This window comes from Microbacterium sp. NPDC056044, assembly GCF_042267145.1.
Classification (GTDB): domain Bacteria; phylum Actinomycetota; class Actinomycetes; order Actinomycetales; family Microbacteriaceae; genus Microbacterium.
This window is the reverse complement of sequence record NZ_JBHJWZ010000006.1, coordinates 89,891-113,988: the sequence shown is the minus strand read 5'-3', so window position 1 is coordinate 113,988 and position 24,098 is coordinate 89,891. Positions and strand designations below refer to the sequence as shown.

Annotated in this window: 23 protein-coding genes; 7 read left to right on the top strand and 16 right to left on the bottom strand. The window is 71.6% G+C overall.

The window, feature by feature from the left end:
- Positions 1 to 90: 90 nt before the first annotated feature.
- The 4 genes from ACFC1I_RS17685 to ACFC1I_RS17670 all read left to right on the top strand — a co-directional run bounded on the left by ACFC1I_RS17685 (position 91) and on the right by ACFC1I_RS17670 (position 4,240).
- A complete protein-coding gene (locus ACFC1I_RS17685; RefSeq protein WP_376012374.1) occupies positions 91 to 1,644 on the top strand; it encodes a CoA-acylating methylmalonate-semialdehyde dehydrogenase in 1,554 nt (517 codons plus the stop codon).
- Between the two features lie 29 nt (positions 1,645 to 1,673).
- A complete protein-coding gene (locus ACFC1I_RS17680) occupies positions 1,674 to 3,083 on the top strand; it encodes an aspartate aminotransferase family protein (RefSeq protein WP_376012371.1) in 1,410 nt (469 codons plus the stop codon).
- Positions 3,084 to 3,229: 146 nt separating this feature from the next.
- Positions 3,230 to 3,637 (top strand): transferase, encoded by a 408-nt coding sequence (locus tag ACFC1I_RS17675; RefSeq protein WP_056372272.1) that lies wholly within the window; start codon positions 3,230 to 3,232, stop codon positions 3,635 to 3,637.
- Between the two features lie 45 nt (positions 3,638 to 3,682).
- Entirely contained in the window at positions 3,683 to 4,240 is a 558-nt protein-coding gene (locus ACFC1I_RS17670; protein WP_376013093.1) for a thermonuclease family protein, read from the top strand.
- 20 nt (positions 4,241 to 4,260) lie between these two features.
- Here the strand turns inward: ACFC1I_RS17670 and ACFC1I_RS17665 are convergent, their stop codons facing one another.
- The gene (locus ACFC1I_RS17665; protein WP_376012370.1) at positions 4,261 to 4,659 is read right to left on the bottom strand and encodes a DUF1304 domain-containing protein; all 399 of its coding nucleotides are present in this window, start codon (positions 4,657 to 4,659) and stop codon (positions 4,261 to 4,263) included.
- 35 nt (positions 4,660 to 4,694) lie between these two features.
- Here ACFC1I_RS17665 and ACFC1I_RS17660 point away from each other — a divergent pair, with 35 nt between their 5' ends.
- Positions 4,695 to 5,453, top strand: coding sequence for a LysR substrate-binding domain-containing protein (locus ACFC1I_RS17660; protein WP_376012368.1), 759 nt, complete (start codon positions 4,695 to 4,697; stop codon positions 5,451 to 5,453).
- Between the two features lie 211 nt (positions 5,454 to 5,664).
- Here ACFC1I_RS17660 and ACFC1I_RS17655 read toward each other — a convergent pair whose 3' ends face one another.
- From ACFC1I_RS17655 to ACFC1I_RS17640, 4 genes are all read right to left on the bottom strand, one after another.
- Positions 5,665 to 8,136 carry a CHAT domain-containing protein gene (locus ACFC1I_RS17655; RefSeq protein WP_376012365.1) on the bottom strand — a complete coding sequence of 824 codons (2,472 nt, stop codon included), beginning with the start codon at positions 8,134 to 8,136 and terminating at the stop codon, positions 5,665 to 5,667.
- 79 nt (positions 8,137 to 8,215) lie between these two features.
- Entirely contained in the window at positions 8,216 to 9,847 is a 1,632-nt protein-coding gene (locus tag ACFC1I_RS17650) for a S8 family serine peptidase (RefSeq protein WP_376012363.1), read from the bottom strand.
- Positions 9,848 to 9,920: 73 nt separating this feature from the next.
- Positions 9,921 to 10,388 (bottom strand): hypothetical protein, encoded by a 468-nt coding sequence (locus tag ACFC1I_RS17645; protein ID WP_376012360.1) that lies wholly within the window; start codon positions 10,386 to 10,388, stop codon positions 9,921 to 9,923.
- On the bottom strand, positions 10,378 to 10,995 hold the full coding sequence (locus ACFC1I_RS17640) for an RNA polymerase sigma factor (RefSeq protein WP_376012358.1): 618 nt from the start codon (positions 10,993 to 10,995) through the stop codon (positions 10,378 to 10,380). The genes ACFC1I_RS17645 and ACFC1I_RS17640 overlap by 11 nt, the downstream gene beginning before the upstream one ends.
- Before the next feature lie 124 nt (positions 10,996 to 11,119).
- Between ACFC1I_RS17640 and ACFC1I_RS17635 the strand changes: the two genes are divergently transcribed.
- Positions 11,120 to 11,863, top strand: a complete 744-nt coding sequence (locus tag ACFC1I_RS17635) for a GMP synthase (protein ID WP_376012355.1) — start codon at positions 11,120 to 11,122, stop codon at positions 11,861 to 11,863.
- Here ACFC1I_RS17635 and ACFC1I_RS17630 read toward each other — a convergent pair whose 3' ends face one another.
- From ACFC1I_RS17630 to ACFC1I_RS17610, 5 genes are all read right to left on the bottom strand, one after another.
- Positions 11,864 to 12,664 (bottom strand): tryptophan-rich sensory protein, encoded by an 801-nt coding sequence (locus ACFC1I_RS17630; RefSeq protein ID WP_376012353.1) that lies wholly within the window; start codon positions 12,662 to 12,664, stop codon positions 11,864 to 11,866. It abuts the gene before it with no gap.
- A 76-nt stretch (positions 12,665 to 12,740) separates the two neighbouring features.
- A complete protein-coding gene (locus ACFC1I_RS17625; protein ID WP_376012350.1) occupies positions 12,741 to 13,226 on the bottom strand; it encodes a glutaminase in 486 nt (161 codons plus the stop codon).
- Positions 13,223 to 14,428 (bottom strand): cation:proton antiporter, encoded by a 1,206-nt coding sequence (locus tag ACFC1I_RS17620; protein ID WP_376012347.1) that lies wholly within the window; start codon positions 14,426 to 14,428, stop codon positions 13,223 to 13,225. Before ACFC1I_RS17620 ends, ACFC1I_RS17625 begins: the two co-directional genes overlap by 4 nt.
- Before the next feature lie 22 nt (positions 14,429 to 14,450).
- Positions 14,451 to 15,650 (bottom strand): alpha/beta fold hydrolase, encoded by a 1,200-nt coding sequence (locus ACFC1I_RS17615; protein WP_376012344.1) that lies wholly within the window; start codon positions 15,648 to 15,650, stop codon positions 14,451 to 14,453.
- 95 nt (positions 15,651 to 15,745) lie between these two features.
- Complete coding sequence (locus ACFC1I_RS17610) at positions 15,746 to 16,876, bottom strand: hypothetical protein (RefSeq protein WP_376012341.1); 1,131 nt, start codon at positions 16,874 to 16,876, stop codon at positions 15,746 to 15,748.
- A gap of 64 nt (positions 16,877 to 16,940) precedes the next feature.
- On the opposite strand from ACFC1I_RS17610, the gene ACFC1I_RS17605 reads away from it, so the two are divergent.
- A complete protein-coding gene (locus ACFC1I_RS17605; protein ID WP_376012338.1) occupies positions 16,941 to 17,531 on the top strand; it encodes a TetR/AcrR family transcriptional regulator in 591 nt (196 codons plus the stop codon).
- 16 nt (positions 17,532 to 17,547) lie between these two features.
- On the opposite strand, the gene ACFC1I_RS17600 is transcribed toward ACFC1I_RS17605, so the two are convergent.
- From ACFC1I_RS17600 to xylB, 6 genes are all read right to left on the bottom strand, one after another.
- Entirely contained in the window at positions 17,548 to 18,345 is a 798-nt protein-coding gene (locus ACFC1I_RS17600) for a GTP pyrophosphokinase family protein (RefSeq protein WP_376012335.1), read from the bottom strand.
- 71 nt (positions 18,346 to 18,416) lie between these two features.
- A complete protein-coding gene (locus ACFC1I_RS17595; RefSeq protein WP_376012333.1) occupies positions 18,417 to 19,262 on the bottom strand; it encodes a transposase in 846 nt (281 codons plus the stop codon).
- Between the two features lie 186 nt (positions 19,263 to 19,448).
- Positions 19,449 to 20,546 carry an SAM-dependent methyltransferase gene (locus ACFC1I_RS17590; protein ID WP_376012330.1) on the bottom strand — a complete coding sequence of 366 codons (1,098 nt, stop codon included), beginning with the start codon at positions 20,544 to 20,546 and terminating at the stop codon, positions 19,449 to 19,451.
- 145 nt (positions 20,547 to 20,691) lie between these two features.
- Positions 20,692 to 22,314, bottom strand: coding sequence for a LuxR C-terminal-related transcriptional regulator (locus ACFC1I_RS17585; RefSeq protein ID WP_376012327.1), 1,623 nt, complete (start codon positions 22,312 to 22,314; stop codon positions 20,692 to 20,694).
- Positions 22,259 to 22,666 carry a hypothetical protein gene (locus ACFC1I_RS17580; protein ID WP_376012324.1) on the bottom strand — a complete coding sequence of 136 codons (408 nt, stop codon included), beginning with the start codon at positions 22,664 to 22,666 and terminating at the stop codon, positions 22,259 to 22,261. The genes ACFC1I_RS17585 and ACFC1I_RS17580 overlap by 56 nt, the downstream gene beginning before the upstream one ends.
- A 62-nt stretch (positions 22,667 to 22,728) precedes the next feature.
- Positions 22,729 to 24,033: a xylulokinase gene (xylB, locus tag ACFC1I_RS17575; RefSeq protein WP_376012322.1), complete on the bottom strand. Its 1,305-nt coding sequence runs from the start codon at positions 24,031 to 24,033 to the stop codon at positions 22,729 to 22,731.
- Between the last annotated feature and the right edge of the window lie 65 nt (positions 24,034 to 24,098).

The window sequence follows — 24,098 nt, the reverse complement described above, 5'->3', positions numbered from 1 at the left end:
ACCGTGGCCGCCTCTTCTTCTCTGACAGGCTGGGACCCGCCCAGCCTACGGGATCGCCACACGATCTGTCCGACGCCGAGAAGGAACCCCATGAGCATTGCCGAGAGCGCCGCCGCCACCGCACCCACGGACGCCGACGTCCGGGTCATCTCGCATTGGATCGATGGCGCGGAGCGTGCCTCGACGTCCGGCCGCACCGCGCCGGTGTTCAACCCTGCGACCGGTGCTGTGTCGGCGCGGGTCGCGTTGGCCGATCAGGCCGAGATCGACGCGGCGATCGGCTCGGCGAAGGCCGGGTACCGGGTGTGGAAGGGGTTCTCGATCGCGAAGCGGCAGACGGTGCTGTTCGCGTTCCGGGAGCTGCTGAACGCCCGCAAGCGCGAGCTGGCGGAGATCATCACGGCCGAGCACGGCAAGGTGCTCTCCGACGCGATGGGTGAGATCCTCCGCGGCCAGGAGGTCGTGGAGCTCGCGACCGGGTTCCCGCACCTGATCAAGGGCGCGTTCAGTGAGAACGCGTCGACCGGCGTGGACGTGTACTCGCTGAAGCAGCCCCTCGGTGTGGTCGGCATCATCTCGCCGTTCAACTTCCCCGCGATGGTGCCGATGTGGTTCTTCCCGATCGCGATCGCCGCCGGCAACGCCGTCATCCTGAAGCCGAGTGAGAAGGACCCCACCGCGGCGCTGTGGATGGCGGAGCTGTGGAAGGAAGCCGGCCTGCCGGACGGCGTGTTCACGGTGCTGCAGGGTGACAAGCTCGCCGTCGACGGCCTGCTCACCTCCCCCGATGTCGCGTCGATCTCGTTCGTCGGGTCGACGCCGATCGCGCAGTACATCTACGAGACCGCGTCCCGCCACGGCAAGCGGGTGCAGGCGCTGGGTGGCGCGAAGAACCACATGCTGGTGCTCCCCGACGCGGACCTGGACCTCGTCGCCGACCAGGCCATCAACGCCGGCTACGGCGCCGCCGGGGAACGCTGCATGGCCATCTCCGTCGTGCTCGCCGTGGAGCCGGTCGCCGACGAGCTGATCGCCAAGATCACCGACCGCATCGGCAAGCTGACCATCGGCAACGGGGCGGGCATCGACGGTGTCGAGCCCGACATGGGCCCGCTGATCACCGACGTGCACCGCGACAAGGTCTCGCAGTACGTCGACATCGCCGAGCAGGACGGCGCGACCATCGTGGTCGACGGCCGCGGCTTCCAGGTCGAGGGTCATGAGGACGGCTTCTTCTTCGGCCCGACGCTCATCGACGACATCCCGACCACGAGCCGGGCGTATCAGGAGGAGATCTTCGGACCTGTCCTCTCCGTCGTCCGCGTCGCCTCGTACGACGAGGGCCTCGACCTCATCAACTCCGGCCAGTTCGGCAACGGCACCGCGATCTTCACCAACGACGGGGGAGCCGCCCGCCGGTTCCAGAACGAGGTCGAGGTCGGCATGATCGGCATCAACGTCCCGATCCCCGTCCCCGTCGCCTACCACTCGTTCGGCGGGTGGAAGCAGTCCCTGTTCGGCGACGCGAAAGCCTACGGCGTGCACGGGTTCGACTTCTTCACCCGCGAGAAGGCCATCACCTCCCGCTGGCTCGACCCCGCCAGCCACGGCGGCATCAACCTCGGCTTCCCCCAGAACAACTGACCCGCAGCATCCGGAACCCAGGGACTCCCATGACCGACACGCTCGCAGACACCGCCGTCTACATCGACCCGGCAGGCGCCTCGCGCCCGCTCCCCGACCTCGAGGCCGACGCCCGCGTACGCGCGGACGACCGCGGTCACGTGTTCCACTCGTGGAGCGCGCAGGCGCTCATCGACCCGCTCCCCATCGCGTCGGGCGAGGGGTCGACCTTCTGGGACTACCGCGGCAACGCCTACCTCGACTTCAGCTCCCAGCTGGTGAACCTCAACCTCGGGCATCAGCATCCGGATCTCGTCCGGGCCATCCAGGATCAGGCGGCTCGTCTCGCGACGATCCAGCCGTCGATGGCCAGCGACGTGCGCGGCGAGCTCGCCCGGCGCATCGCCGAGGTCGCCGGCGACGGCTTCGAGAAGGTGTTCTTCACGAACGGCGGCGCCGATGCGAACGAGAACGCGGTGCGCATGGCTCGCCTCGTGACCGGTCGCCGCAAGGTGCTGTCGATGTACCGCAGCTACCACGGCAACACCACCACGGCGATCTCGCTGACCGGCGACCCGCGCCGCTGGCCCAATGAGCCCGCGGACGGCTCGACCGCGAAGTTCTTCGGTCCGTACCCGTACCGCTCGGCGTTCCACTCGTCGAGCGCCGAGGAAGAGACGCAGCGCGCGCTCGAGCACCTCGAGCAGACCATCGTGCTCGAGGGCGCCACGACGATCGCCGCGATCATCATCGAGACGATCGTCGGCACGAACGGGGTGCTCGTGCCGCCGCCCGGCTACCTCGCCGGCGTGCGTGAGCTGTGCGACCGCTACGGCATCGTCTACATCGCCGACGAGGTCATGGTGGGCTTCGGCCGCGTGGGCGAGTGGTTCGCGTTCCACGCGTTCGACGTGCAGCCCGACCTCATCACCTTCGCGAAGGGCGTGAACTCCGGCTACGTGCCGCTCGGCGGTGTCGTAATCTCCGATCGGATCGCGTCGCACTTCGACACCGTGTCGTTCCCCGGCGGGCTCACGTACTCCGGCCATCCGCTGGCGTGCGCGGCGGGTGTCGCCACATTCGAGGTGTTCGAGCGTGACGGCATCCTCGCGCGCGTGCGCGACCTCGGCGCGCGCGTCGTCGAGCCTCGCCTGCGCGACCTCGCGTCGCGGCATCCCTCCGTCGGCGACATCCGCGGAATGGGGCTCTTCTGGGCGATCGAGCTCGTCAAAGACCGCGAGACCCGCGAGCAGCTCGTGCCCTTCAACGCGAGCGGGACGGATGCTGCGCCCCTCGCCGCGGTCGCCGCGGCGTGCAAGCGGGAAGGGGTGTGGCCGTTCACGCATTTCAACCGCGTGCATGTGGCGCCTCCGCTGGTGATCACCGAGGACGAGCTGGTGCGCGGGCTCGACGTCATCGACCGGGCGCTCTCGGCCGCCGACGAGTACGTCACGCGCTGATCAGCACCCCTTTCCGGCCCCGCGTCCACTCAGGACGCGGGGCCGCTCCACGCCCGCGCCCGAATCGTTCCGATGCGCGGGAATGAATCACCCCTCCCCATCGTTATTCCTGTACTCAGCACCATGTGCTGCTCCAGGAGGGGACCGTGGGAAAGAACTACATCGACATCGAGAACGACCAGGGCGAGATGCTGCGCTACCGCAAGCACGTCAACGGTCGGGGCCTGATCGCGCACGGAGCGAAGGTGCACCCCAGCGCCATCGTCGAAGCGGGGGCGTATGTCGAACCGGGCGTGCAGATCGCCGCAGGCGCGCACGTCGGCAGGGGCGTATGGGTCGAGACGGATGCCGTCATCGGGCCTGACGCCGAGATCGCACCGCACGCCCACATCGGGCCGCGCGCGGCCATCGGCCCGCGCGCGAAGATCGGCGTGCGCACCCAGGTCGGGCACGACGCCCGCGTCGCCGGGGGCTCGCTCATCGGCGACGACGAGACGATCGCCGACGGCGAGCGCGTCGCCACCGACAAGCGCGGACTGCGTCTGGCCGCGTGAGACCCGCGGTGGCGCGTCGGCGCCACCGCATAGGCTCGCGTCGTGATGAGACGCGTCCTTCTCGGCATCCTGCTGCTCGTCATCGCGGGCGGCGCGTACTGGTGGTTCGTCGCGCGCGAACCCGCCGAGCCGCCGATCATCCCGGCCGCGCCCGCCACGATGCCGGCGATCCCGGCCGACGCGTTCGAGATGACCGTCGAGAGCGTCCACGACGGCGACACGCTGCGCGCTCGCGTCGCCACCCCCAACGCCGTCGTCGGCGATCTCGAGTCGACGCGCGTCCGCCTGCTCGGGATCGACACCCCCGAGATCTCCCCGGAACTCGACTGCTGGGGTGCGGAGGCGACGGCGAAGCTGACATCGCTCGTCCCCGTGGGATCGACGATCCTGGTCGCTCCCGACGTCGAGGTGCACGACCGGTACGGCAGAACACTCCTCTACATCTGGACGCCGGACGGCCGCTTCGTCAACGGCGAACTCGTCGCGCAGGGTGACGCCCGCGTCGAGGTCTACTCCCCAAATCGCAGCCAGGAGACCGTGCTGCGCTCGCTCGAGTCCTCGGCGGTCGCCTCAGCCTCCGGGCAGTGGGGCGCGTGCGGCTGAGCCGTCCCGCGGGTGGATGCTCAGGCGAAGAGGAACAGCACGAACCCGATGAGGGGCAGCGTGCCCTGGATGAGCGCCGGCCGCAGATACCGCAGGCCGGTCGTGAGCAGCACGAGCGCCGCGGCCACCATCGACCCCAGCGCGAACAGCACGAGCGCGAGCCCCGCCGCGTGGACGGGCGCGGTGTCGCTTCCCGCGAAGAGCAGCACGAGCCCGATCACGACGCCGATCGCGAGGAACAGGTTGTAGTAGCCCTGGTTGTACGCCATCGGCTTCGTCGTGTCCGCGGCCGCCTGGTCGGCCACGCCGAATCGTTTCCAGATCTTCGGCTGCGTCCACTGGACGCTCTCCATCACGAAGATGTAGACGTGCAGGAGCGCGGCGAGCGCCGCGAACACCGTTGCCAGAATCGCCACCATGAGCGAACCATATCGCCCCGGCTACGCTGAACAGCATGGCGAAGGGCGGGTCGCGCACAGGCGGACGAGGACGCGGTGCATCGGGCAAGCGCGGGGGCGCAGCATCCGTGTCCTCCTCGAAGGCGGGGCCCGCCAAGACGCGGCGGCCGCAGCCGTCGCCCGGGCCGTCGCCGACGCCGCCCACCGAACCCGACATGCCGACGACGTTCACCCTCGGCGCGATCCCGGGGGCGACACCCGGCAAGTGGATCGACATCTGGAAGGAACGGATGCCGCGGACCAGCCTCGAGCTGGTCCCGCTGGCCTTCGCCGATCAGCGCCGCGCGCTGCGCGAGGGCGAGCTCGACGCGGCCCTCGTGCGGCTCCCGCTCGACAAGGACGGCCTCCACGTCATCCCGCTGTACGACGAGGTCCCTGTGGTGGTGTGCGCGAAGGATTCTCACCTCACCGCCGCTGAAGACGAGCTCGACGCCGCCGACCTCGTGGGCGAGGTGCTCATCGTGCCGCAGGACGACGTGCTCGCCGTCGATCTTCCCGGCACGGTGGCTCCGAGGTTCGCCGCGCCCGCCGACACGGGCGAGGCGATCGCCACGGTCGCTGCCGGCGTCGGGATCGTGGTGGTGCCGATGTCCGTCGCACGACTGCATCATCGGAAGGACGTCGAATACCGCGCGCTCAGCGGGGGCCCGATCTCGACCGTCGCGCTCGCATGGGCCGCCGAACGGACCACGCCCGCGGTCGAAGCGTTCGTCGGCATCGTGCGCGGCCGCACCGCCAACTCCTCGCGCGGCTGAGCGCCGCCCCGTCGCCGCATGGGGATGAGGGGTGCCGCCCCAGTCTCTGCAGCACCCCTCGAGGATCGGCGGCGAAGACCCTAGCCGATTCCGCATTTCCCCAGAAGGTCTTCTGTCAGCCGCTCGCCGACCCCCCGTCGGCGAAGCGTAAGCCGTTCCGATGACCAAGAGCAGGCAGCATCCGTCCTGATACAGGGATCGTGAAGAAATCTCAGAAACCTGCGCCGTGGACCTGGAACGGGGCGACGATGCCGGTGCGGACGGATGCTGCGGCCAGCGCCTCCGACGGCGCCTGCCCCGCGGCGAGGCCCTCGTGCATCGCCGCGAGCAGATCGCAGGCGTCGTCGTCGGCGACGATGACCGGCGCCGCCACGACGCTGCGCACACCCGCATACAGCCAGACCCGGGTCATGCCGACAGCCTCCTCGCCCCAGCGCACCGAGGAGCGCCCCACCTCGCAGGCCGACAGCACGACGACGTCGGGGACCTTCTCGACGAGGTCGATGTCGTAGCCGAACAGGGTCCCGTCGGCGAGTTCCAGGCCCGAGAACATGGGGTTGTCGACGGAGTGGCGGCCGTGCGCGGCGACGTGCAGCACGTCGACGCGAGATGCGACCCGGGTCACGCCGGCCACCGATGCGTCCTCGCCTCGCAGCACGGTCGGTGTGCGCCACGCCCCGGCGGCGGCGTCGATCTCCTCAACCGCCCGCGGCACACGAGGACCGGCTGCGAAGCCCGCGGTCGACGCCGCGCGCGGCGTCCGGCGGCCTCGCGCCCAGCGTGTCGCCGATCCCGCCAGGGTGAACACCCGCCCGCGCATCGCCGGCAGCATCGCCCACGGCACGTCGCTCAGAACGCCGGGAACCGTGATCACGAGCCGGCGAGCCGACGTGAGCGCGACCAGGTCCGCGAGCAGACCGTCGGAGAGCAGGGCGAGCCTGTCGGCGAGCCCGCGACGGACGATCTCCCCCATCGGCCCGCGAACGGATGCCGCCATGTCGAGGTCGGCGCGCAGCCCACGGAACGACCGACGGACGTCCGCCCACCGCGGGATCGGGTGCAGCCGGCTGCGCTCCGGCGTGACGACGAGCGCCGACAGCGCGTCCTGGGTGTAGACGAAGGCGATCAGCGCCGTCTCGGCGTCGAGAGAGTCGCGGATCTCCTCGAGATCCGCGCGGTGCTCGACGGCGGCCGTCCCGGTCGCCGACCACTGACGCTCGCGTGCGCGGTCGCGGAGCTCCGCGACACGCGGATTCGAGAGCCACGCGGGATCGTCGGCGCGCAGCATCCGGATCTCCGCCATGTCCTCGGCGACGGCGGGATCCGGCGAAGGCCGCAGCGGCACGATCTGCTGGCTCAGATGGCGGGCACGCTCGGACCACTCGAACACGACGTCCGGACGCCCGGATCGGACCGCCGATTCGAGTCCGGCGTAGATCAGCCCGCTGCCGTGCATGGTGATCGCGGACTGCAGGTCGAGGCTCCCGAACGACTCCTGCCAGCGTGCGAGCACGTCCAGCCCGGCTGCCGCGTTGCGCCGCGCCAGAGCGGGCCGGCCGGATGCGGCCGCCCGTGCCGCGCGGGCTTCGTATGCGAGAAGCCGCACCTCCATCGACGCCGACGGCGGCACGCGGATCGGTGTGCGGTCCGCCTCGGGTGCGCGCCGGGACTCGGCCAGGATGCGAGACATCCGCACCGCAGCGGCCTCGTTGCCGAACCCGCGCTCCGCCAGGCGCGACGCGACGGCCTCCACCGCGCCGGTGCTCGGGGCTCGCCGAGGGCGCGGCCCCTGACCTCCGCCGCGTTCCCGGGCATCGCCGATCAGATCCGCGCGCAGCCTCACACCGTCGGCGCGCGCCGCCCACGTCTCGTTGCCCAGCGTCCGGAAGCGGGCGGCGGCGATGCGAGCGGTCGCACGCGCGCCGGAAGGGTCGTGGGTGAGCAGCGAACACGCCAACTGGAACTCGGCCTCCGCGCGGGACTGCGGCATCCGATGCCTGCCGAAGGTGGACGCGACGCGACGAAGGCTGTCTTCCGCCTCGTTGGTGAGCCCCGCGTCGCGCAGGACCTCGGCGCGGTCGAGGTCGCAGATGGCGGCGATGACCGCCGAGGTCGGAGCGAGCGTCGCGCGTGCGGTCAGCATCGACTGGTTCGCGGTGACCAGGTCGCCGGAGAGGAGGGCGATGTAGCCCTCGTTGTGCCGGGCCTGCGCTTCGGCGATGGGCATCTCGAGCGCCGCGAAGATGCCCCTCGCCTGTGCCACGTCGCGCGTCGCGCCGGTGAGAGCCCGGCGCCGCATGTTGATGAGGCTGCGGTTCATGAGGAGGTTGGCGCGCGCCTCGGCGTCGCCGTCGAGCCCGTCGACGCCCCGGGTGAGCCACCGCTCGGCATCGTCGAGATCGCCCGCCTGTTCGGCGAGGGCACCCATCTGGCCCGCGAGGACCGCGAGCGTGTGCGCCCCGAGGCGGGAGTCGTCCATCGCCGCCCGGCAGACGCTGATCGCCCGCGCGAGGTCGCCGGTGCGGGCGAGCGCATACGCCTGCGTCCCCGCGATCCGTCCGAGCAGGTCCGGATCCTCCGTGAGCGCTGCCGCCTGCGCGAGCCGACGCCGCGCGTCGGAGTAGAGCCCCTTGTTCACGCGATCCACCGCCATGCGGTGGAGGTCTTCGGCGGAGCGCGGCACGGTCCCATCTTGGCGTGCACGTCCGACGAAGGCGATGCCCCGCCGGGCGGACCCGACGGGGCGCGTGCCGCAACGGGCCTCAGACCAGGCGCGGCCCGAGCAGCGTCAACTCCGTGTCGATCGACCCTTGCGCCTTCTGCACGGCCGACACCCGCTCCTCGGGAGTCGTCAGCTCTCCGGCCGCGAGCCGTTCGTCGAGCCACCGCGCGTAAAGCGCCGCGACGTAGGGTGCGGCGAACGACGTCCCGCTCCACAGCGAGAAGCCGCCGGAGAAGTCATCAGGGTCGATCGTCTCGCGCCGTACCCCGTCGCGGTCGTTGCGCGAACCGGGCTGCACGCCACCGACGAACGGCGGCGACGTGCTCAGGACGGCCACTCCCGGCGCGCAGGTCCGCACCCAGGGGCCCACGTTGCTGAACAGCGCCATCGTGCCGTTGGGGTTGAGCGCCCCGACCGACACGTGCGGTGCCGCGTCGGACGGGTCGTCGACGATGAAGTCCGCCCCGGGCCACTGCCACAGGGCCGCGGGGAAGGCCGGTCGTTCGGTGGCCTCATTCCCCGCCGAGCAGACCACCACGCAGCCCTGCTTGCGCGCGGCGACGAGGAGCTCGCTCAGCGTCCGATCGAACAGCTCGTCGTCGGGGGTCTCGTGGTAGTAGCTGAGCGACAGGTTGATCACATCGATCGTCTGACCGCCCTCGGGCAGCGACATCCATTTGACGAGGCTGCGCACCGCGACCATGAACTGGCTCTCCAGCACCGTCCCCTGGCTGTCGGCCACACGGACCGAGATGATGTCCGCTTCCGGCGCGACCTGACGGATGATCCCGGCGATGAAGGTGCCGTGCCCGGCCGCCTCATCGATGCCTCCGTCGAGGGGTCCCACGAGGTCGCCGTGGACCTCGGGGTCTGTACGGGGATCCGTCAGTCCGACCGGGGTCCCGTCGACGACGGGGTGTCGGTTGACGATGCCGTCGGGAAGCCAGTCGTGCCTGCCGCAGCCGGTGTCGAGCACGGCGACGACGGCCCGACGACCCGACGCCCGCTGCTTACGGCGGAACGGCGCCGCCCCCACGTAACCGACCACCTGGCGCCCGCCGCTGCCCGGATCGGCGTAGCTCTCGATACCGGGAGCGTTCGTTCTGCCGAACGGATTGGTGCGCCCGAACGGGTTGGTCCGCCCGAACGGGTTCGTGCGGCCGAACGGATTGACCTCGAGAGGATCGACGCTGAGCACGTGGTCGAGCCCTGCCCCGGTGAAGTCCCGGCCGAACCGGGCCCGCACCCGCTGCAGCAGACGCCACGCGTCGATGGGCGGCACGGGCTCGTCGTCCTTGTCGGGCCGCGGCTGCGGGAAGATACGCACGCGGTAGAAGGTCGGCAATGCGAAGCGGTCGCGCCCGTCCCGCGCCCGGGTGAGCGCGGCTTCCACGTCTTCCGTCTCTCCGCTGACGCGCTGCAGCTCGATGCCCCAGCCGAAGTCGGAGGCGGCCACCCGCAGCTCCTCGAGGATGTCTTCGAGGCGGTCGGTGTCGGTGATGATCAGATGATCCGAGTCGTACGCGGTGGGATAGGCCTCGATGCCCGAGACCGGCTCGCTGCGCGGGTCGAGCGGAACCCCCCGCGCGCGTGCCGCGTCGTAGCGCGCCTTCCAATCGAAGGTCCGATCGGCACCGCCGGCGCCCGAACCGCTGGGTGGCAGATCCGTCATGTCGTCTCCTCACACACGGGGGAGCCGCGGCCCCCAGGCCGCGGCATCCGTTCCTCGTATCTCGAACTGGTTGTCAGACTTCGAACTGCGGGGTCTGGAAGTCGCGCAGCGCGCCGTCGGCGTCGCGCACCACCAGGCGAAGCCGCGCCATCCCGGGCGTGACCTCGTCGAAGGCGAAGCGTCCGTGCTCGCCCGGTTCGGCCGACCATTCACGGTCGCCCTGGATCAATCGGATGGCGAGGGCCGCAGCATCCACCCATCCGTCCACACGGCGTCCGCCGTCTTCCGTGGCGGTGACGTGCAGCAGCACACTGGTCGTGCCGTCGCTGAACTGCAGCGTCGCGGTGTCGGTCTCGCCGCGCACGGCGGCGAACGTCCCCTCGACGAGGGTCAGGAGTGCGTACTCCCGCGACAGGTCCTCGACGGCGACGGCGGCGACCATCTGGTCGACCAGGCCGGCCGGCACGGGGTCGACGTCCTCCCACATGCGCCGCATCTGTGCGAAGAGCGCGGCGTCGGCCGCAAAGTCCTCAGTTTCCATCGTCGTCACCTCTCCATCCGTCTCCCTCGAGTACGGCGCGTAGCTTGGCGAGGCAGCGCTGGCGGGTCGGTCCGATCGATCCGACGGGCATCGCGAGGTCTTCGGCGATGCGGGCATAGTCGGGGCGGTCCTCGAACGCGACGATCCGCAGCAGGCGCTGGCATCGTTCGTTGAGCGTTCCGACCGCTGTCCAGAGGCGACGGGTCTCGTCGTCCTGCGCGGCGGTCTGCTCGGCGGATTCGTGGACCGGAAGGTGCGGTTCGAGCGACTCGGCCTCGGTCGCATCGGCACGCCGATGCTGTTTGCCGACCCGCCACGCCTCGCGGCGCGCGCACATCGTGAGCCATCCCGACACCGCGAGGGGGTCGTTGATGGTCTCGTGACGGCGTACGAGCGTCAGCCAGGTCGTCTGCACGACGTCCTGCGCCAACGAATGATCGAGCCCGTACGCCCTCACGACATGCCACAGCGGCGGTGTCATCAGGCGGACGAGTTCGTCCATCGCACGGCTGTCGCCTTCACGCCACCGCACGAACAGTGCGGCGGCGCGCTCCCATCGTGCCGGCTCCACGGAGTCGACGGAGGGCTCGGCGCCTGCCTGCGTCATAGCGCCCATTCTGTCCACACCATGCCCGAGCGCGATAGTGCGGGTTTGATACACCGGGATCGGGTGAATTCCGTAGATTTCCGGCGACTCGCACGGCCCCCGAGGGCCGACTTAGAATTCGGGCATGACGACCGCGCCGCTGCTCTATGTCTGCGTGCGCCCGCAACAGGGTGCGGCGGAGGCCGAATACGAGTCGTTCCGCTCCGCGATGCACCTCGACGAGAGCCGCCTCGCCCGCCACGATCTGGTGCGCGAGCCGCTTCCCGACGACGTCTTCGACCGCTACGCCGGGTTCCTCGTGGGCGGCAGCCCGTTCAATGTGACCGACCCCGAATCGACGAAGACCGATGCGCAGCGGCGCCTCGAGGCGGATCTCGCGCGCATCGCCGAGCGCACCGCGACCGGCGACGGGCCGGCCGCGCTCTTCACCTGCTACGGCATCGGCATCGCGACCCGCACGCTCGGCGGCACGGTGAGCCGTGCTTTCCCCGAAGACACCGGACCCGTCGCCGTGGCGCTCACGAAGCAGGCCGCGACCGACCCGCTGTTCGGCGGTCTCGCGAACCGCTTCACGGCGCTCACCGCCCACAAGGAGGGCACCGAGAGCCTTCCGGCCGGCGCGGTCCTCCTGGCGAGGAATGACGGATGCCCCGTCCAGGCGTACCGCGTGGGCGACCGGCTCTACGCGACCCAGTTCCACCCCGAGCCGACCACCAAGGCGTTCACCGAGCGCATGGCGGTGTACCGCGACGACGGCTACTTCGATTCCGCGGACTACGACGCGATCGCCGGACGCGTGCTCGCGGCATCCGTCACGGAGCCCGTGCGTCTGCTGCGGGCGTTCGCCGACCGCTTCGCGCCCGCCTGATCACACCTCGGCGTTGCGGACCGCCGTCAGCTCGCGCGCCGCCGTGCCGATCACCGCGGTGCCGAGGATTACGACGGCGACGATGATCGCCGTCACCCCGATCGCGGTGCTGTGCGGCTCGCCCGCCAGCCGGCCGACCGCGAGCCAGCTCAGTCCCCACGCGAGTGCGAGGGCGGGCGCGAGCCGCCAGCGGCTCGCAAGCTCGATCCCGAGCCCGATGACGGCGACGGCGATGAGCACGACGACGCCCCAGAGATCCGCCGAGTCCTCCCACTCGGGGGGCGCGATCGACGTCAGCCAGGCCGTGATGTTCGCGACGGTCGCGAGCGTCACCCAGCCGAGGTGCAGGCCCGTCACCCCGTCGACCAGCAGGCGGTCGGCCCAGCCGTCGGCGGGCTCGATGACGGTGCGGCTGAACGTGACGCCCAGGAGCGCCAGCAGCACGATGATCGCGAGCACCGTGAGCGCGAGCGAGCCGAACTGGGCCGCCACGAGCCACAGCCCGTTGAGGGCCATCGTGCCGGCGATGAGATACCCGAGCGCGCGCTGCCGGTCGCTCCCCCGCTGGCGGGGCAGCGCCTGCCACACGGTGTAGGCGAACAGGCCGACGTAGATCACGGTCCAGATCGAGAAGGCCGGCCGGGCAGGGGCGAGATACGAGCCGTCCTGGTCGAGCGCGCCGTTCTGGAGATCCTGCACCGGTGTGCCGCCGAGTAGCCCCGTCCCGACCATGGCGGCGATGATCATGAAGCAGAACGCGCTGATGACGATGATCTGCCGGGCGAGGTCCTTGGCGGTCATGCTCACACGCTAGGGCGGGCCCACCGCTGGGGAGAGGGCTCTTGACATCGAGGTCGGCGGCCGATATCGGCCCGCCTCACGCACCGCGCGGCGGGTCGAGCAGCAGGGCGACGCGCTCCGAGAGGTAGGCCTCGAGCGGCATGAGTCCCCCCGCCGTGCTCCATCTCACGCTGGGCACGCCATCGGCAGGGAACAGCGGAGCGGATGCCTCGCCCCTGTCGACCGCGCCGGGCTGCAGCATCCACCATCCGATGTGCACGGTCTCGCCCTCCGCGAAGCCGCCACGGCGCGCGGCGGCGGCGAGCTCGGCGCGCTGCCGCTGCGACTCGGCGGTGTAGCCGCGGCGCGCCTCCTGGCGGGCGCGGAGGATGTCGCCGGTCGCGAAGACGGCGTCGTCGGTGAGGAGCAGCACCCCGAGATGCCACGCGTCGCCGCGGCGCTCGATGCGGGGCGCGCGCGCCACCCCCAGGAAGCGCTTGGGCACGACGAGCTCGCCGAGCGCCTCGCGGGGCGCGCCGGCGAGCCGTGCGCGCGCGGCGTCGAGCAGGTCGAGGGTGTTCACGCCATGTCGTCCAGGAGGGAGGAGGGGCTCGCCTTCAGCCGCTCGCCGCGGAGCGCCATGCCGATGAGCGGGAACAGCAGCACGGAGAGCATGCCGCCGGCGACGAGCACGGTCTGCTGCGTCGCGTCGAGGATCTTCTCGTCCACGCCGATCTGGGTCACCGCGACGATGATCGGCAAGCCGGTCGCGCCCAGCAGGGCGATCGAGAGACGCTCGCGACGGGACGATCCCTCGGGAGCGGCGAGCGTCGACGGCAGCCCGCGCACCACGAACAGCGCGACGAGCACCAGGGGCACGAGCCAGAACAGCACGGGGTCGTCGAGCAGTCCCTGCAGGTCGAACGTGACGCCGGTGTAGATGAAGAAGATCGGCACGAGGAAGCCGAAGGCGACGCCCTCGATCTTGCTCTCGACCGCGTGACGGTCGTGCTCCGAGGCGTCCCGCATGAGGAGGCGCCAGATGATGCCCGCGGTGAATGCGCCGAGCAGCATGTCGAGGTCGAGCACGACGCTGAGGGCGACCAGGGCTGCGAGGATCACGAACACCACGCGGATCGCGAACTGCCCCGACGTGTGCAGCGTCGAGTTGACGAACGCGTGCATGGCGCCGCGCGGGACGCGGAGGGCGAGCCAGATCGCGAGTACCGCGAAGGCGGCGAAGAGGGCGAGGACGATGGTGGAGAGCCCCGGTTCGCGACCGCCGAGGAAGAGGGAGATCGCGATGAGGGGCCCGAACTCGCCGACGGCGCCGATCGCCGCGACCGCCTTGCCGAACGGCGTGGGCAGCTCGCCCGCGTCGCGCAGGATCGGCAGGAGGGTGCCGAGCGCCGTCGAGCACAGCGCGACGCCGATCACGATGGCGGCCTCGCCCGGCGCGAGCAGCCAGCCCGCCGCGACGCCCGCCGCGAGGCTGATGAGCCAGCCGAACGACGCGCGCCGGCCGAGGCGGCCGCGGAACGACCCGAACTCGATCTCGGTGCCGGCGACGAAGAACAGCATTGCGAGGCCGAAGTTCGCCAGCGTGTCGACGAAGGCGTTCGGCCCCGCCCATCCGAGGACCGCCGGGCCGATCAGAATGCCGAGCACGAGTTCGAACACGACCACGGGCACGCGCACCCACCGGCCGAGGCCGCGCGCCAGAATGGGGGCGAGCACGCCCAGCAGCGGGATCAGCAGGAGCGTCGAGGGCGTCAGACCATCCACGCGAACAGACTAGCCAGCCCGCTCACCCCGCCGAGACCCCGTCGAGCCAGCGCAGCATCGCCGGCAGGGCCAGGTACGCCACCGTGCCGTGGTCGGCGAAGGGGATCTCGTGGTACGTCACGTCCATGCCGAGACCGGCCTCGTGCTGTGCGAACCCGGTCGTGTCGGACGGCACGACGAGCTCGTCCTCGAGCCCCTGCGCGAGGAACAGCGGCGCGTCGAACGCCGTCGCCCCCGCCGAGTTCTCTTCGAGCAGGCTCGCCCACGGCTCGGTCGTGGTGGGGTCGCTCAGGGTGAAGTCGCCGACGAGCGGCTGCCCGATCCGGTGCAGCTCGGGGATGCTCGTCAGCAGGCACAGCTCGTTCATGCGCGGCACGATCGCGCGGGCGGCGGGGGTGAGGATCTTGTCGACGGATGCCTCGGGGTAGACGTCGCCGTATGCCATGAACGCGTACGAGCCGATCGTGACGCCCGAGATGTCGTCGAGGTGCGCACGCATCAGCCCCGGCAGGTCGGCGGCCGGAGCCGCCGCGGCGACCGCGCGGAGATCGAGCTCAGGGGTGTACGAGGCCGCCTGCTGCGCGGCGAAGAGCACCGCCTGACCGCCCTGCGAGTGCCCCCACAGCACGACGCGCTCACTGGCCCGCGCCTCGGGGATCGCGCGCGCGGCGCGCACCGCGTCGAGCACGGCGTTGCCGCCGGTCACACCGACGAGGTACGAGTCGGTGCCGTCGGTTCCCATGCCCACGTAGTCCGTCGCGACGACGGCGTACCCGCGGTCGAGCAGGAACCGCAGCCCCTCGATGCCGATGAAGGGGTCGAAGCCGTACGAGGGCGCGCAATCGCGGGCCGCCCCGGTGGTCGGGTGGCCCCACGACACGACCGTGCGCCCGCGCGGCGGCGCCGGCGTCAGCGGCGCGACGAGCACGCCGGTCGCGACCGCCGGATCGCCGTGCACGTCGGTGGTGCGGTACATGATGCGCCAGGCCCGCGCGGCGAACGGGGTGCCCAGGAGCGCGTCGCTCTTCACGAGCGAGCCGTGCTCACCGTCGGTCGCGTCGTCGGGCTGGGCGTAGAACGCGTCGATGCCCGGCCTCTCGAGCGCGTTCCCGACGATGCGCGCCTCTTCCGCGGCGACCACGCCGCCCACGACGGCCAGCGTCGCCGCCACGAAGGCGAAGACGAAGCGCTGCCGGCGCGCGCGACGCGTCGAGGTCCCCATCGCTGCGACGCTAGCGCGTCAACACCCCGGGACGCACGATCCGGCGGCTCTGCGCCGGATCCCGCCGGATCCCACGGTGCGTGCGCCGCGCTGGGTCAGTGCTCCAGCTGGCGCTCGGGCGGCGTCAGCTCGGCGCGATCGCGCTGGTGCCCGATGAGCGCCAGCACCACACCGGCCACGAGCCACGCGCCGAGGATCGTCCACTGCGCCCACGTGGCGGCATCCGGGAAGTACATCACCGAGCGCAGCAGGTGCGCCGATGCCCCCGGAACGAAGAACTGGCCGACGGCGCCCCACGGCTCGGGGAGGAACTGCGGCGGCTGCGCGGCACCGGCGATCGGGTTCGCGATGAACATGGTGATGATCGCGCCGACGGCGATCCCCGGAGGACCCATCAGGGCGGCGAGCCCAACGATGAGTGCGGACGTCGCCGTCACGCCGAGGCCGAGCACGGCGGCGTTCAGCAGCCAGTCTCCGGTCAGGATGCCGAACCAGGTCTGCATCACCAGTGCGATCAGCGCACCGGCCGCGACGCCGAAGACGAGCAGGCCCACCAGGCGGCGGACGACGCCCTGCACCAGCAGCGTCAGCAGGATGCCGCCGAGCATGCCGCCCAGCACCATGGGGAAGACGGATGCCGCGAGCCCGGCGCCCGTGCTGTCACCGTCGGCGAGCGGCACGATGTCGGTGACCGTGACCGTGGGGATCTCCGGCGCCGCACCCGGCGCACCTTCGGGAAGCTGCGGCATCTGGCCGGCCTTCAGCGCCCCGACGATCGCGGTGAGCTGGTCGGTGAGCGCGGTCTTGGCCGCCGTGTCGATCTGCGACTGCAGCTGTGTGGCGACGGCGCGCAGCGCTTGCGCGGCGATGGGGCTCGCCGCCGTCGCGATGAGCACCTCCGGCTCGTCGCCCAGGAGGATCGCGCCGTACAGCGTGCGCGACTCGATCTGCGACACGGCGTCGTCGCGCGAGTCGACCTCATGGAGATCGAAGGGAGCCGGGTCCTGCGCGGCGAGCTTGTCCTCGACGGCGGCGACGGCGTCGGCCGGACCGGAGATTGCGACGGGGAGGTTCTGCGGCTGCGAGGTCGCCGCGGGCCAGACGAAGGCCATCACGATCACGGCGACGATCAATGACCCGATCAGGCCGAACAGTGCGGCGACGCCCCACTTCGTGGGCCGGGCGGGTGCAGCATCCTTCGATGCCGTTTCACGATGAGTGCTCATCGCGTCCTCCTAAAAAGAATGGTGATTCTGTTTGCGAGGATAACAGAATCGGTATTCTGTTTCCATGCCGAAGGTGTCGGAGGAGTACCGCGAGGCCCGCCGCGACGAGATCGCCCGCGCCGCACTGCGCGTCCTGGCGCGCAACGGCGTGCGCGACACGTCGATCGCCGACATCGTCGAGGAGTCGGGTCTGTCGACCGGTGCGATCTACTCGCACTTCTCGAACAAGGCGGAGCTCGCCCGCTACGTGGTGGGGCGGTTCCTGCTCCCCCGCATCGACGCCCTCGAGGCGGCCGGCGAGAGCGGACGCATCGTCACGCCGCGTGAGGCGTTGCAGGGCATGCTCTCGATGTTCGCCGAGGCCGGGCTCTCCCCCTCGCTCGTGCTGCAGTTCTGGGGCGAGGCGATGGTCGAGCCGGGCCTTCACGAAGAGATGCTCCGCACCGCCGCTCGACTGCGCGGCTCGCTCACCCTCGCGATCGGGCCATGGGCGCGCACGCAGACCAGCGACGATGCGCATTCCGCCACCCTCGCCGCCGAGACGGCCCGGTCGATCGTCGCCCTCGCTCAGGGTTACATCGCGAACAGCGCCGTCTTCGGCCCGCGCGCGGTCGACGAGTACCTCGAGAGCGCCGTCGCCGTCCTCGCCAGCTGAACCATGGCTCGGTCGCTCAGACCGGGCGAGCCTCCGTGTCGCCGGGGCGCGGGGGCGCAGCATCCGTCGACGGCTCGGCAGGAGCGGGAACCGCCGTGATCTCGCGGACGGCCACGGGTGCGGTCTGGCCGGCCTTGCCGCCCCGGATCTCGCGGTGCAGGCGCTCCATGCGGGCGTCGAGCTCGGCGGCGGTCTCGGCCGCGTCCTTGAGGCTTTCGAGCAGCTCGTCGGGCACGCGGGTGGCGTACTTGTAGTAGATCTTGTGCTCGAGGCTGGCCCAGAAGTCCATCGCGATGGTGCGGAACTGCACCTCGACGGGCACCTCGATGCGCCCCGTCGACAGGAACACCGGCACCTCGAGGATCGCGTGCAGGCTCTTGTAGCCGTTGGACTTCGGCGTCGCGATGTAGTCCTTCACCTGCAGCACGCGCACGTCGTCCTGGGCGCTCAGGAGGTCGAACAGGCGGTAGACGTCGGCGGTGAAACTGCACGTGATGCGGATGCCCGCGATGTCGGTGATGTTCTCGCGGATCGACGCGAAGTCCCCGTCGATGCCCTTGCGCTGCACCTTCTCGACAAGGCTGTCGGGCGACTTGACGCGGCTCGAGACGTGCTCGATCGGGTTGTAGTCGTGCGTCAGCAGGAACTCGTCGCGCAGGATGCCGATCTTCGTCTCGACCTCCTGCAGGCCGAAGCGGTACTCCATCATGAAGCGCTGCAGCTCGTCGCGGAGCTCCCGGAGCTCGCTCGGCGAGACCGTGATCTCACCCTCGTCGGACGCCGTCGCGGGCACCAGTGGTGCGGGAGTCGCCATGCGTCTCACGCTAGGCGGCGGTTCTACGAGAGTCCTGTGAGGGATGGTCCCCGCGGCCCCTGCGCTTCGGGTCAGGCGTCGTCGAGGGCCTGCTGCGCGCGCTCGGACGCCTGCGCGGCGTCGCGGGCCTTCGCCGCGGCCTCGGACCGCTCGCTCTCGACGGCGTCGAGCTTCTCGACGGCGGTGCGCTCATCGGCCTCGAGGGCGGCGAGGTCGCGGCGGAGGTCGTCGATGCGTTCGCGCACATGGTCGACCCGTTCCTGTGCTTTCGCGCGGCGCGCGTCGACGCGGGCGAGCTCGCGCTCCGCCTCGTTCGCGAGGCGCTCGGCCTCGCGCGCGGCCTTCTCCGCGGCCTTGCGCGCGCGCCGCTCGGCGAGGTCGTCGCGCGGCGGTGGGGCGACGGCTCCCGGGAGCGACCCTCCCACCGCGTCGGCGAGTGCGGCCGGGTCGATGTCGCCGGCCTCCAGCGGCTTGACGAGCCGGGCCGTGAGGACGGCGGCCGCGGCCGCAGCATCCATCACCGCCGCGTTGATCGTCGCCGCGACGTCGTCGCGCGCCGCCGCACTCACGGTGCCGCCCGCGTCTTCGGCGAGCCCGACCGCCTGCTTCGCGAGGGCGGCGACGAGCTGCCGTCGCTGTCGACCCAGGCGCGCGAGCTCGGCGGCGTCGAGGTCGTCCTGCGCCTCGCGGAGGGCGGCCGACAGCTCCACCGCGTCGGCGAGCTGCCCGTCGCGCGCGAGCAGGTTCACGGCCCACGCCGAGACCGTGGGCTTGCGCAGCGCCTTGAGCCGCTTCGCGAGCTCCGGCGCCGCGAGGCCCGCCCGCGCGTTGCGCGCGGCCGTGAACTCGGCGGGCGGCAGGGCGTACAGCTCCGCGGCGATCGCATCGAGCTTGTGGGCTGCGTCGGCGTCGGGCATGGGCCCATTGTGGCCCATGCCCGCGCCCGTTCTCAGGACCGACCGCGGCGAGCGCGACCGACGCCGGCGTGCGGCGGTGGCCGAGGCGTTCGGCATCCGGAACAGTCCTGCAAACGGTTCGGAAGGCCGCGGGATGGGAATCCCGCAAGCCCCGCCGCGAAGAGCTCGCGACGGGGCTGCCACCACTCAGACGATCTCGTAGAAGCGCCAGAGGCCGAACTCGGGGACCAGCACCTGGACGTCGGACCACCCCGCCGAACGCGCGTAGCCGCGGAGGGTCGAGGGGCGCATCACCGTGCCGGTGCCCGCGCTCGGTGTGTGCGAGCGTCCGTCCGGCAGGCAGACGAAGAGGCTGAAGCCGTAGAGCAGTCGTTCGAGGTTGCTCGCGTTCGCGGCGAAGCGTTCCTCGGTGGCCTCGTCCATGATGACGACCATGCCGTCGTCGCTCACTGCGCCGCGCGCCGCCGCAAGCACCTCCACGGGATGCGGCATGTCATGCAGGCACTCGAACGCGAAGACGGCGTCGAACGGGCCGTACTCGGCGACGAGCGCCGCATCGCACAGCAGGAACTCGACGCGGTCGGCGACCCCGGCTCCCGCGGCGTTCTGGCGGGCCGCCTCGACGGAGGCCTCGTCGATGTCGAGGCCGACCACGCGCAGCTGCGGGTACGCCTTCGCCAGGGCGATCGAGGACCAGCCGCCGCCGAAGCCCAGGTCGGCGATGCGGGCGTCAGGGCGCCGGAGCACGGCATCCAGCCGGTCGATCCCCGCGAAGAGGTCGGGCAGATCGTCGAACCACGGCCGGTTCATGTCGGCCTGCGCCTCGCGGGCGTGCCGGCCGAGCTGCTCCCAGCTGACGCCGCCGCCGGTGCGATAGGCGTCGAGGAGGGCGTCGATCTGGGTCCCCGACGCCGCCGCCATGCGGGCGAGCGGTTCGAGGTAGGACAGACTCCCGCGGTCGAGCAGCACCTCGGCGACACCCGGCGCGAGGCGGAACCGCCGAGCGACGGGGTCAGCGTCCTCATCCGCGCGCAGGATACCGCTCGCGGACTGCTGCTCGAGCCACTCGCGCGCGTACCGGGCGTCGGTGTGCGTGCGCTCCGCGAGTTCGTCGACGGTGAGCCCGTCGGCCCGCGACAGTTCGGCGTACCAGCCGAGCTGCGAGCCGAGGTGGACGGCCATGAGGTCCATCCAGCCGAGCGTGGCTTCCATGATCCGGTCGGCGAAGGCCGCGGTGGCCTCGGTCTCGGTCTTCGCCTCGGGCTCCGTGGTCGTCGTGGACATCTTGTTCTCCTTCATGGGTGCTCGGTCTGCTGTCTGGTCCCGACGCTACGGAGCGTGAGGGAGCCGCCGCGTCGGCAGAACCGCGCACATCCGCCGCGCGCGTCTGCACCATTCGATGCAGGGCAGCGCTCGGCGCCGACCTCGGTCACCGGCTGCGCTTCCCCGCGTGCTCGCGCCACCATGCGGCGGCGGCGGTGCGCGAGCCGACGTCGAGCTTCACGTAGATGTTCGCGAGGTGCCGGCTCACGGTCTTCTCGCTGATGAAGAGCTCGTCGGCGATCTGCCGGTTGGCCCTGCCCTGCGCGACGAGCTCGACGATCTCGCGCTCCCTGGCGGTCAGCGGGCCGCCGTCCTCGGCAGCCGCGGATCGCACGACGACCGGCGGCGCGCCGAGGCGCTCGAAGATCACGCCGGCCTGTTCTCGCAGCTGTGCGGCCAGCGCCGGCTCTCCGCGGAGCTCCTCGGCGGTGGCGAGCCAGCACAGCACGTTCGCCTGCTCCCAGGGCTGCCCCAAGCGCCGGAAGAGGTCGAGGGCGGCGTGCAGCCGGCCGACGGCGCCCGCGGCGTCACCGGTGTGGATCAGGATCATCCCGTGCCCGTGGGCCGCCCACGCGTGGAATCCGTCGCTGCCGAAGGCGCGGGCGTCGTCCTCGAGCTCGTCGAGCAGGTGCTCGGCCTCCCGCGGCCGCCCGTCCGCGAGGGCGATCTCGATCCCCGGACGCAGCAGCCGCGCGCGGCCCATCCGATCGCGCTGCTCCAGTGCGGCGGCGATCATCGCCGCCGCACGCTCGGTGTCGCCGTCCGCGAGCACCAGCAGCGCCTCGCCCGGCACCGGGTCGACCCCGGCCTCGCTCGCACGGCGGTAGGCGTCGCGCGCTCCAGAGGCATCGCCGCGGAGGCGCCGGATCTCGCCGAGCTGGTTCCAGCCCTCGCCGGCGATCCACGGGTGATCGGATCCGAGGTCCTCGCACGCGCGCTCGAGCGCCGCTTCCGCAGCATCCCATTCCCCGCTCGCGGACTGGAGCTCGAGTCGGTGCACGCGGCAGACGCCGGCGTAGAGGACGTGCGCGCCGCGTGCGGCGCACCAGGCCTCGGTCGCGCGGGTCCAGTCGGCCATGCGGCGGAAGTCGGCGAGCTCATGGCACACGTGGATGGTGGTGCACAGCACGTCGCCCGCCCACTCCGCCTCGAGTTCGTCCGACACGACGCAGAGCATGGCCTCGTCGAGCTGCGCGAAGCCCTCGGCCGTGCGCCCCGCCCGGATCGCGTGCATCCCCGCCATGACCGCGCTCAACGCGGACACCGCGGGCTGGCGCAGCGCGTCGGCCAGCTCGCGCATGCGCGACACGCTTTCGGCAGGCCACAGCGCGCCGGTGCCGTCGAGGTCCATGCTCGCCGTGAGGTACACCTCGTAGGCGTGCCCGCGACCGTCGGGCAGGTCGGCGAGGATCCTCCGCGCGCGCCGCGCCCACGCCGTGCCGACCGTGATCTCGGCGCGGATCAGGCGGACGAGCGCGACGACGAGCGCCGCCTCGGCCGCGCCCATGGCGTCGCCCTCGTCGGAGAGCACGCGGAAGGCCGACTCGAGGCGCTCGAGGCAGGCATCCTGCCGCCCGAGCCACCACTCGCACGACGCGAGCGCGCGCAGGTCTGCACCGGTGGCCGCGGCGTCGCGGCGGGCCCCCTCGAACGCCTCCCGCGCCGTCTCCCAGTCACCGGACCGGTATGCCGCCCGCGCCCGTTCGAGCACGGCGACCGTGTCCGCCATGCCCGAATGCTACCGCCGTCATCGCGCCGTGTCCGGTCGTCGCCGCGCGACCCCGATGCGCGTGCGCAGACACCCCGTAGAGCACGAGCATGATCGCCATGGTCGTGAGGTAGAAGCCGTGCAGGATCCAGATCGGCCCGAACGGCAGGCTCAGCACGTAGACGGTGTAGACGGCGTTGCCGACGTTGCCCATCACGAGCGCGCTGAGGCTGTACGAGCGCAGGTCGTGCGACCGCACGGCCTTCACCACCATCGGGAGGTTGGCCGCGGCGAACAGCACGGTCGAGACCGTACCGGCGAGCGTCGCAGCATCCATATAGGGAAGATACGGATGCGGCCACCCGCGATACATCGGCAGTTCTACCCATTTTCCGCCGAGGTGGCCTGCATGATTCGGCCCGCAGGCTTCCGTGCTCAGGAGGCGAGGATGGATGCTGCCTGCCGCGCCGCACCGAGAGCCACGTACTCGCCCGGCTCGGGCACCTCGACCGGGAGGCCCAGCACGAGCGGCGCGATCTCGCGCACCGCCGCGGACTGGGCGCCGCCGCCGACGAGCAGCGCGCGCTCGAGCGGCACGCCGAGGCCGCGGAGGGCCTCGAGCCCCGCCGCGAGCCCCGAGAGCATGCCCTCGACCGCGGCGCGCGCGAGGTTCTCTCGCGTCGTCGAGGCGAGCGTCATGCCGGTGAGCGAGGCCGTGGCATCGGGGAGGTTGGGCGTGCGCTCGCCCTCGAAGTAGGGCACCAAGGTGAGGCCCGCGGCGCCCGGTTCAGCGGAGAGGGCCAGCCGCGACAGCTCGGCGTGGTCGACGCCGAGCACGCGCCCGATCGCGTCGAGCACGCGCGCGGCGTTGAGCGTCGCGACGAGCGGCAGGAAGCGGCCCGTGCAGTCCGCGAAGCCTGCGACCGTGCCCGTCGGGTCGATCGTGCGCTGCTCGCTCACCGCGAAGACGGTTCCGCTCGTGCCGATCGACACGACGACGTCGCCGGGTCCGGCGCCGAGCCCGAGGGCGGCGCCCGCGTTGTCGCCGGCGCCGCCGCCGACGCGGCGGTCCGCAGCATCCGTCACCCATTCGTCGGGTCCGAGCACGCGCGGCAGCGCGGCGTCCTGGCCGAGGGCGGCGATGAGCAGCTCGCGGTCGAAGCCGCCGGTCGCCGGGTTCCAGTAGCCGGTGCCCGAGGCGTCGGAGCGGTCGGTCACGAGCTCGTCGAGCACGGGTCCGCGGGGCGACTCGCCCTCGGGTCCGAAGCCGCGCAGCCGCCAGGTGAGCCAGTCGTGCGGCAGGGCGACGGCGGCGACCCGGGCCGCGTTGGCGGGCTCGTGATCGCGGAGCCAGCGGAGCTTCGTGATGGTGAAGGATGCGACGGGCACGAGGCCCGTGCGCCGCGCCAGCTCGTCGGCGCCGAACTCGGCCGTGAGGTCGGCCGCGGCCTGCGCCGAGCGGGTGTCGTTCCACAGCAGCGCGTCGCGGATGACACGTCCGTCCGCGTCGAGCGCGACCATGCCGTGCTGCTGCCCGCCGATCGCCCAGGCCTCGACGTCGTCGAGCCCGCCGGCGTCGGCGATCGCGCCTTGCAGGGCCGTCCACCAGGCCTCGGGGTCGACCGAGGTGCCGTCGGGGTGCGAAGCACGCCCCTGCCTGACGACCGCCCGAGTCGCAGCATCCACGATCACGACCTTGCAGGACTGCGTCGACGAATCGACCCCCATCACGAGGTTCATGTGCGCTCCTTCACGCTGTGTTCCGCCGAAACAGGGGATTCCACGCGAGACCGGGGACTGTGCCC

Excerpts from the sequence above, each read along its gene's own strand:
- ACFC1I_RS17615 (WP_376012344.1), bottom strand. The coding sequence starts at position 15,650 with ATGGGGACCTCGACGCGTCGCGCGCGCCGGCAGCGCTTCGTCTTCGCC.
- ACFC1I_RS17640 (WP_376012358.1), bottom strand. The coding sequence starts at position 10,995 with ATGACGCAGGCAGGCGCCGAGCCCTCCGTCGACTCCGTGGAGCCGGCA.
- ACFC1I_RS17685 (WP_376012374.1), top strand. The coding sequence starts at position 91 with ATGAGCATTGCCGAGAGCGCCGCCGCCACCGCACCCACGGACGCCGAC.
- ACFC1I_RS17665 (WP_376012370.1), bottom strand. The coding sequence starts at position 4,659 with ATGGTGGCGATTCTGGCAACGGTGTTCGCGGCGCTCGCCGCGCTCCTG.
- ACFC1I_RS17600 (WP_376012335.1), bottom strand. The coding sequence starts at position 18,345 with ATGGCGACTCCCGCACCACTGGTGCCCGCGACGGCGTCCGACGAGGGT.
- xylB (WP_376012322.1), bottom strand. The coding sequence starts at position 24,033 with ATGAACCTCGTGATGGGGGTCGATTCGTCGACGCAGTCCTGCAAGGTC.
- ACFC1I_RS17590 (WP_376012330.1), bottom strand. The coding sequence starts at position 20,546 with ATGTCCACGACGACCACGGAGCCCGAGGCGAAGACCGAGACCGAGGCC.
- ACFC1I_RS17645 (WP_376012360.1), bottom strand. The coding sequence starts at position 10,388 with ATGGAAACTGAGGACTTTGCGGCCGACGCCGCGCTCTTCGCACAGATG.
- ACFC1I_RS17660 (WP_376012368.1), top strand. The coding sequence starts at position 4,695 with ATGGCGAAGGGCGGGTCGCGCACAGGCGGACGAGGACGCGGTGCATCG.
- ACFC1I_RS17670 (WP_376013093.1), top strand. The coding sequence starts at position 3,683 with ATGAGACGCGTCCTTCTCGGCATCCTGCTGCTCGTCATCGCGGGCGGC.
- ACFC1I_RS17635 (WP_376012355.1), top strand. The coding sequence starts at position 11,120 with ATGACGACCGCGCCGCTGCTCTATGTCTGCGTGCGCCCGCAACAGGGT.
- ACFC1I_RS17680 (WP_376012371.1), top strand. The coding sequence starts at position 1,674 with ATGACCGACACGCTCGCAGACACCGCCGTCTACATCGACCCGGCAGGC.
- ACFC1I_RS17595 (WP_376012333.1), bottom strand. The coding sequence starts at position 19,262 with ATGCCCGACGCCGACGCAGCCCACAAGCTCGATGCGATCGCCGCGGAG.
- ACFC1I_RS17585 (WP_376012327.1), bottom strand. The coding sequence starts at position 22,314 with ATGGCGGACACGGTCGCCGTGCTCGAACGGGCGCGGGCGGCATACCGG.
- ACFC1I_RS17605 (WP_376012338.1), top strand. The coding sequence starts at position 16,941 with ATGCCGAAGGTGTCGGAGGAGTACCGCGAGGCCCGCCGCGACGAGATC.
- ACFC1I_RS17580 (WP_376012324.1), bottom strand. The coding sequence starts at position 22,666 with ATGTATCGCGGGTGGCCGCATCCGTATCTTCCCTATATGGATGCTGCG.
- ACFC1I_RS17610 (WP_376012341.1), bottom strand. The coding sequence starts at position 16,876 with ATGAGCACTCATCGTGAAACGGCATCGAAGGATGCTGCACCCGCCCGG.
- ACFC1I_RS17650 (WP_376012363.1), bottom strand. The coding sequence starts at position 9,847 with ATGACGGATCTGCCACCCAGCGGTTCGGGCGCCGGCGGTGCCGATCGG.
- ACFC1I_RS17630 (WP_376012353.1), bottom strand. The coding sequence starts at position 12,664 with ATGACCGCCAAGGACCTCGCCCGGCAGATCATCGTCATCAGCGCGTTC.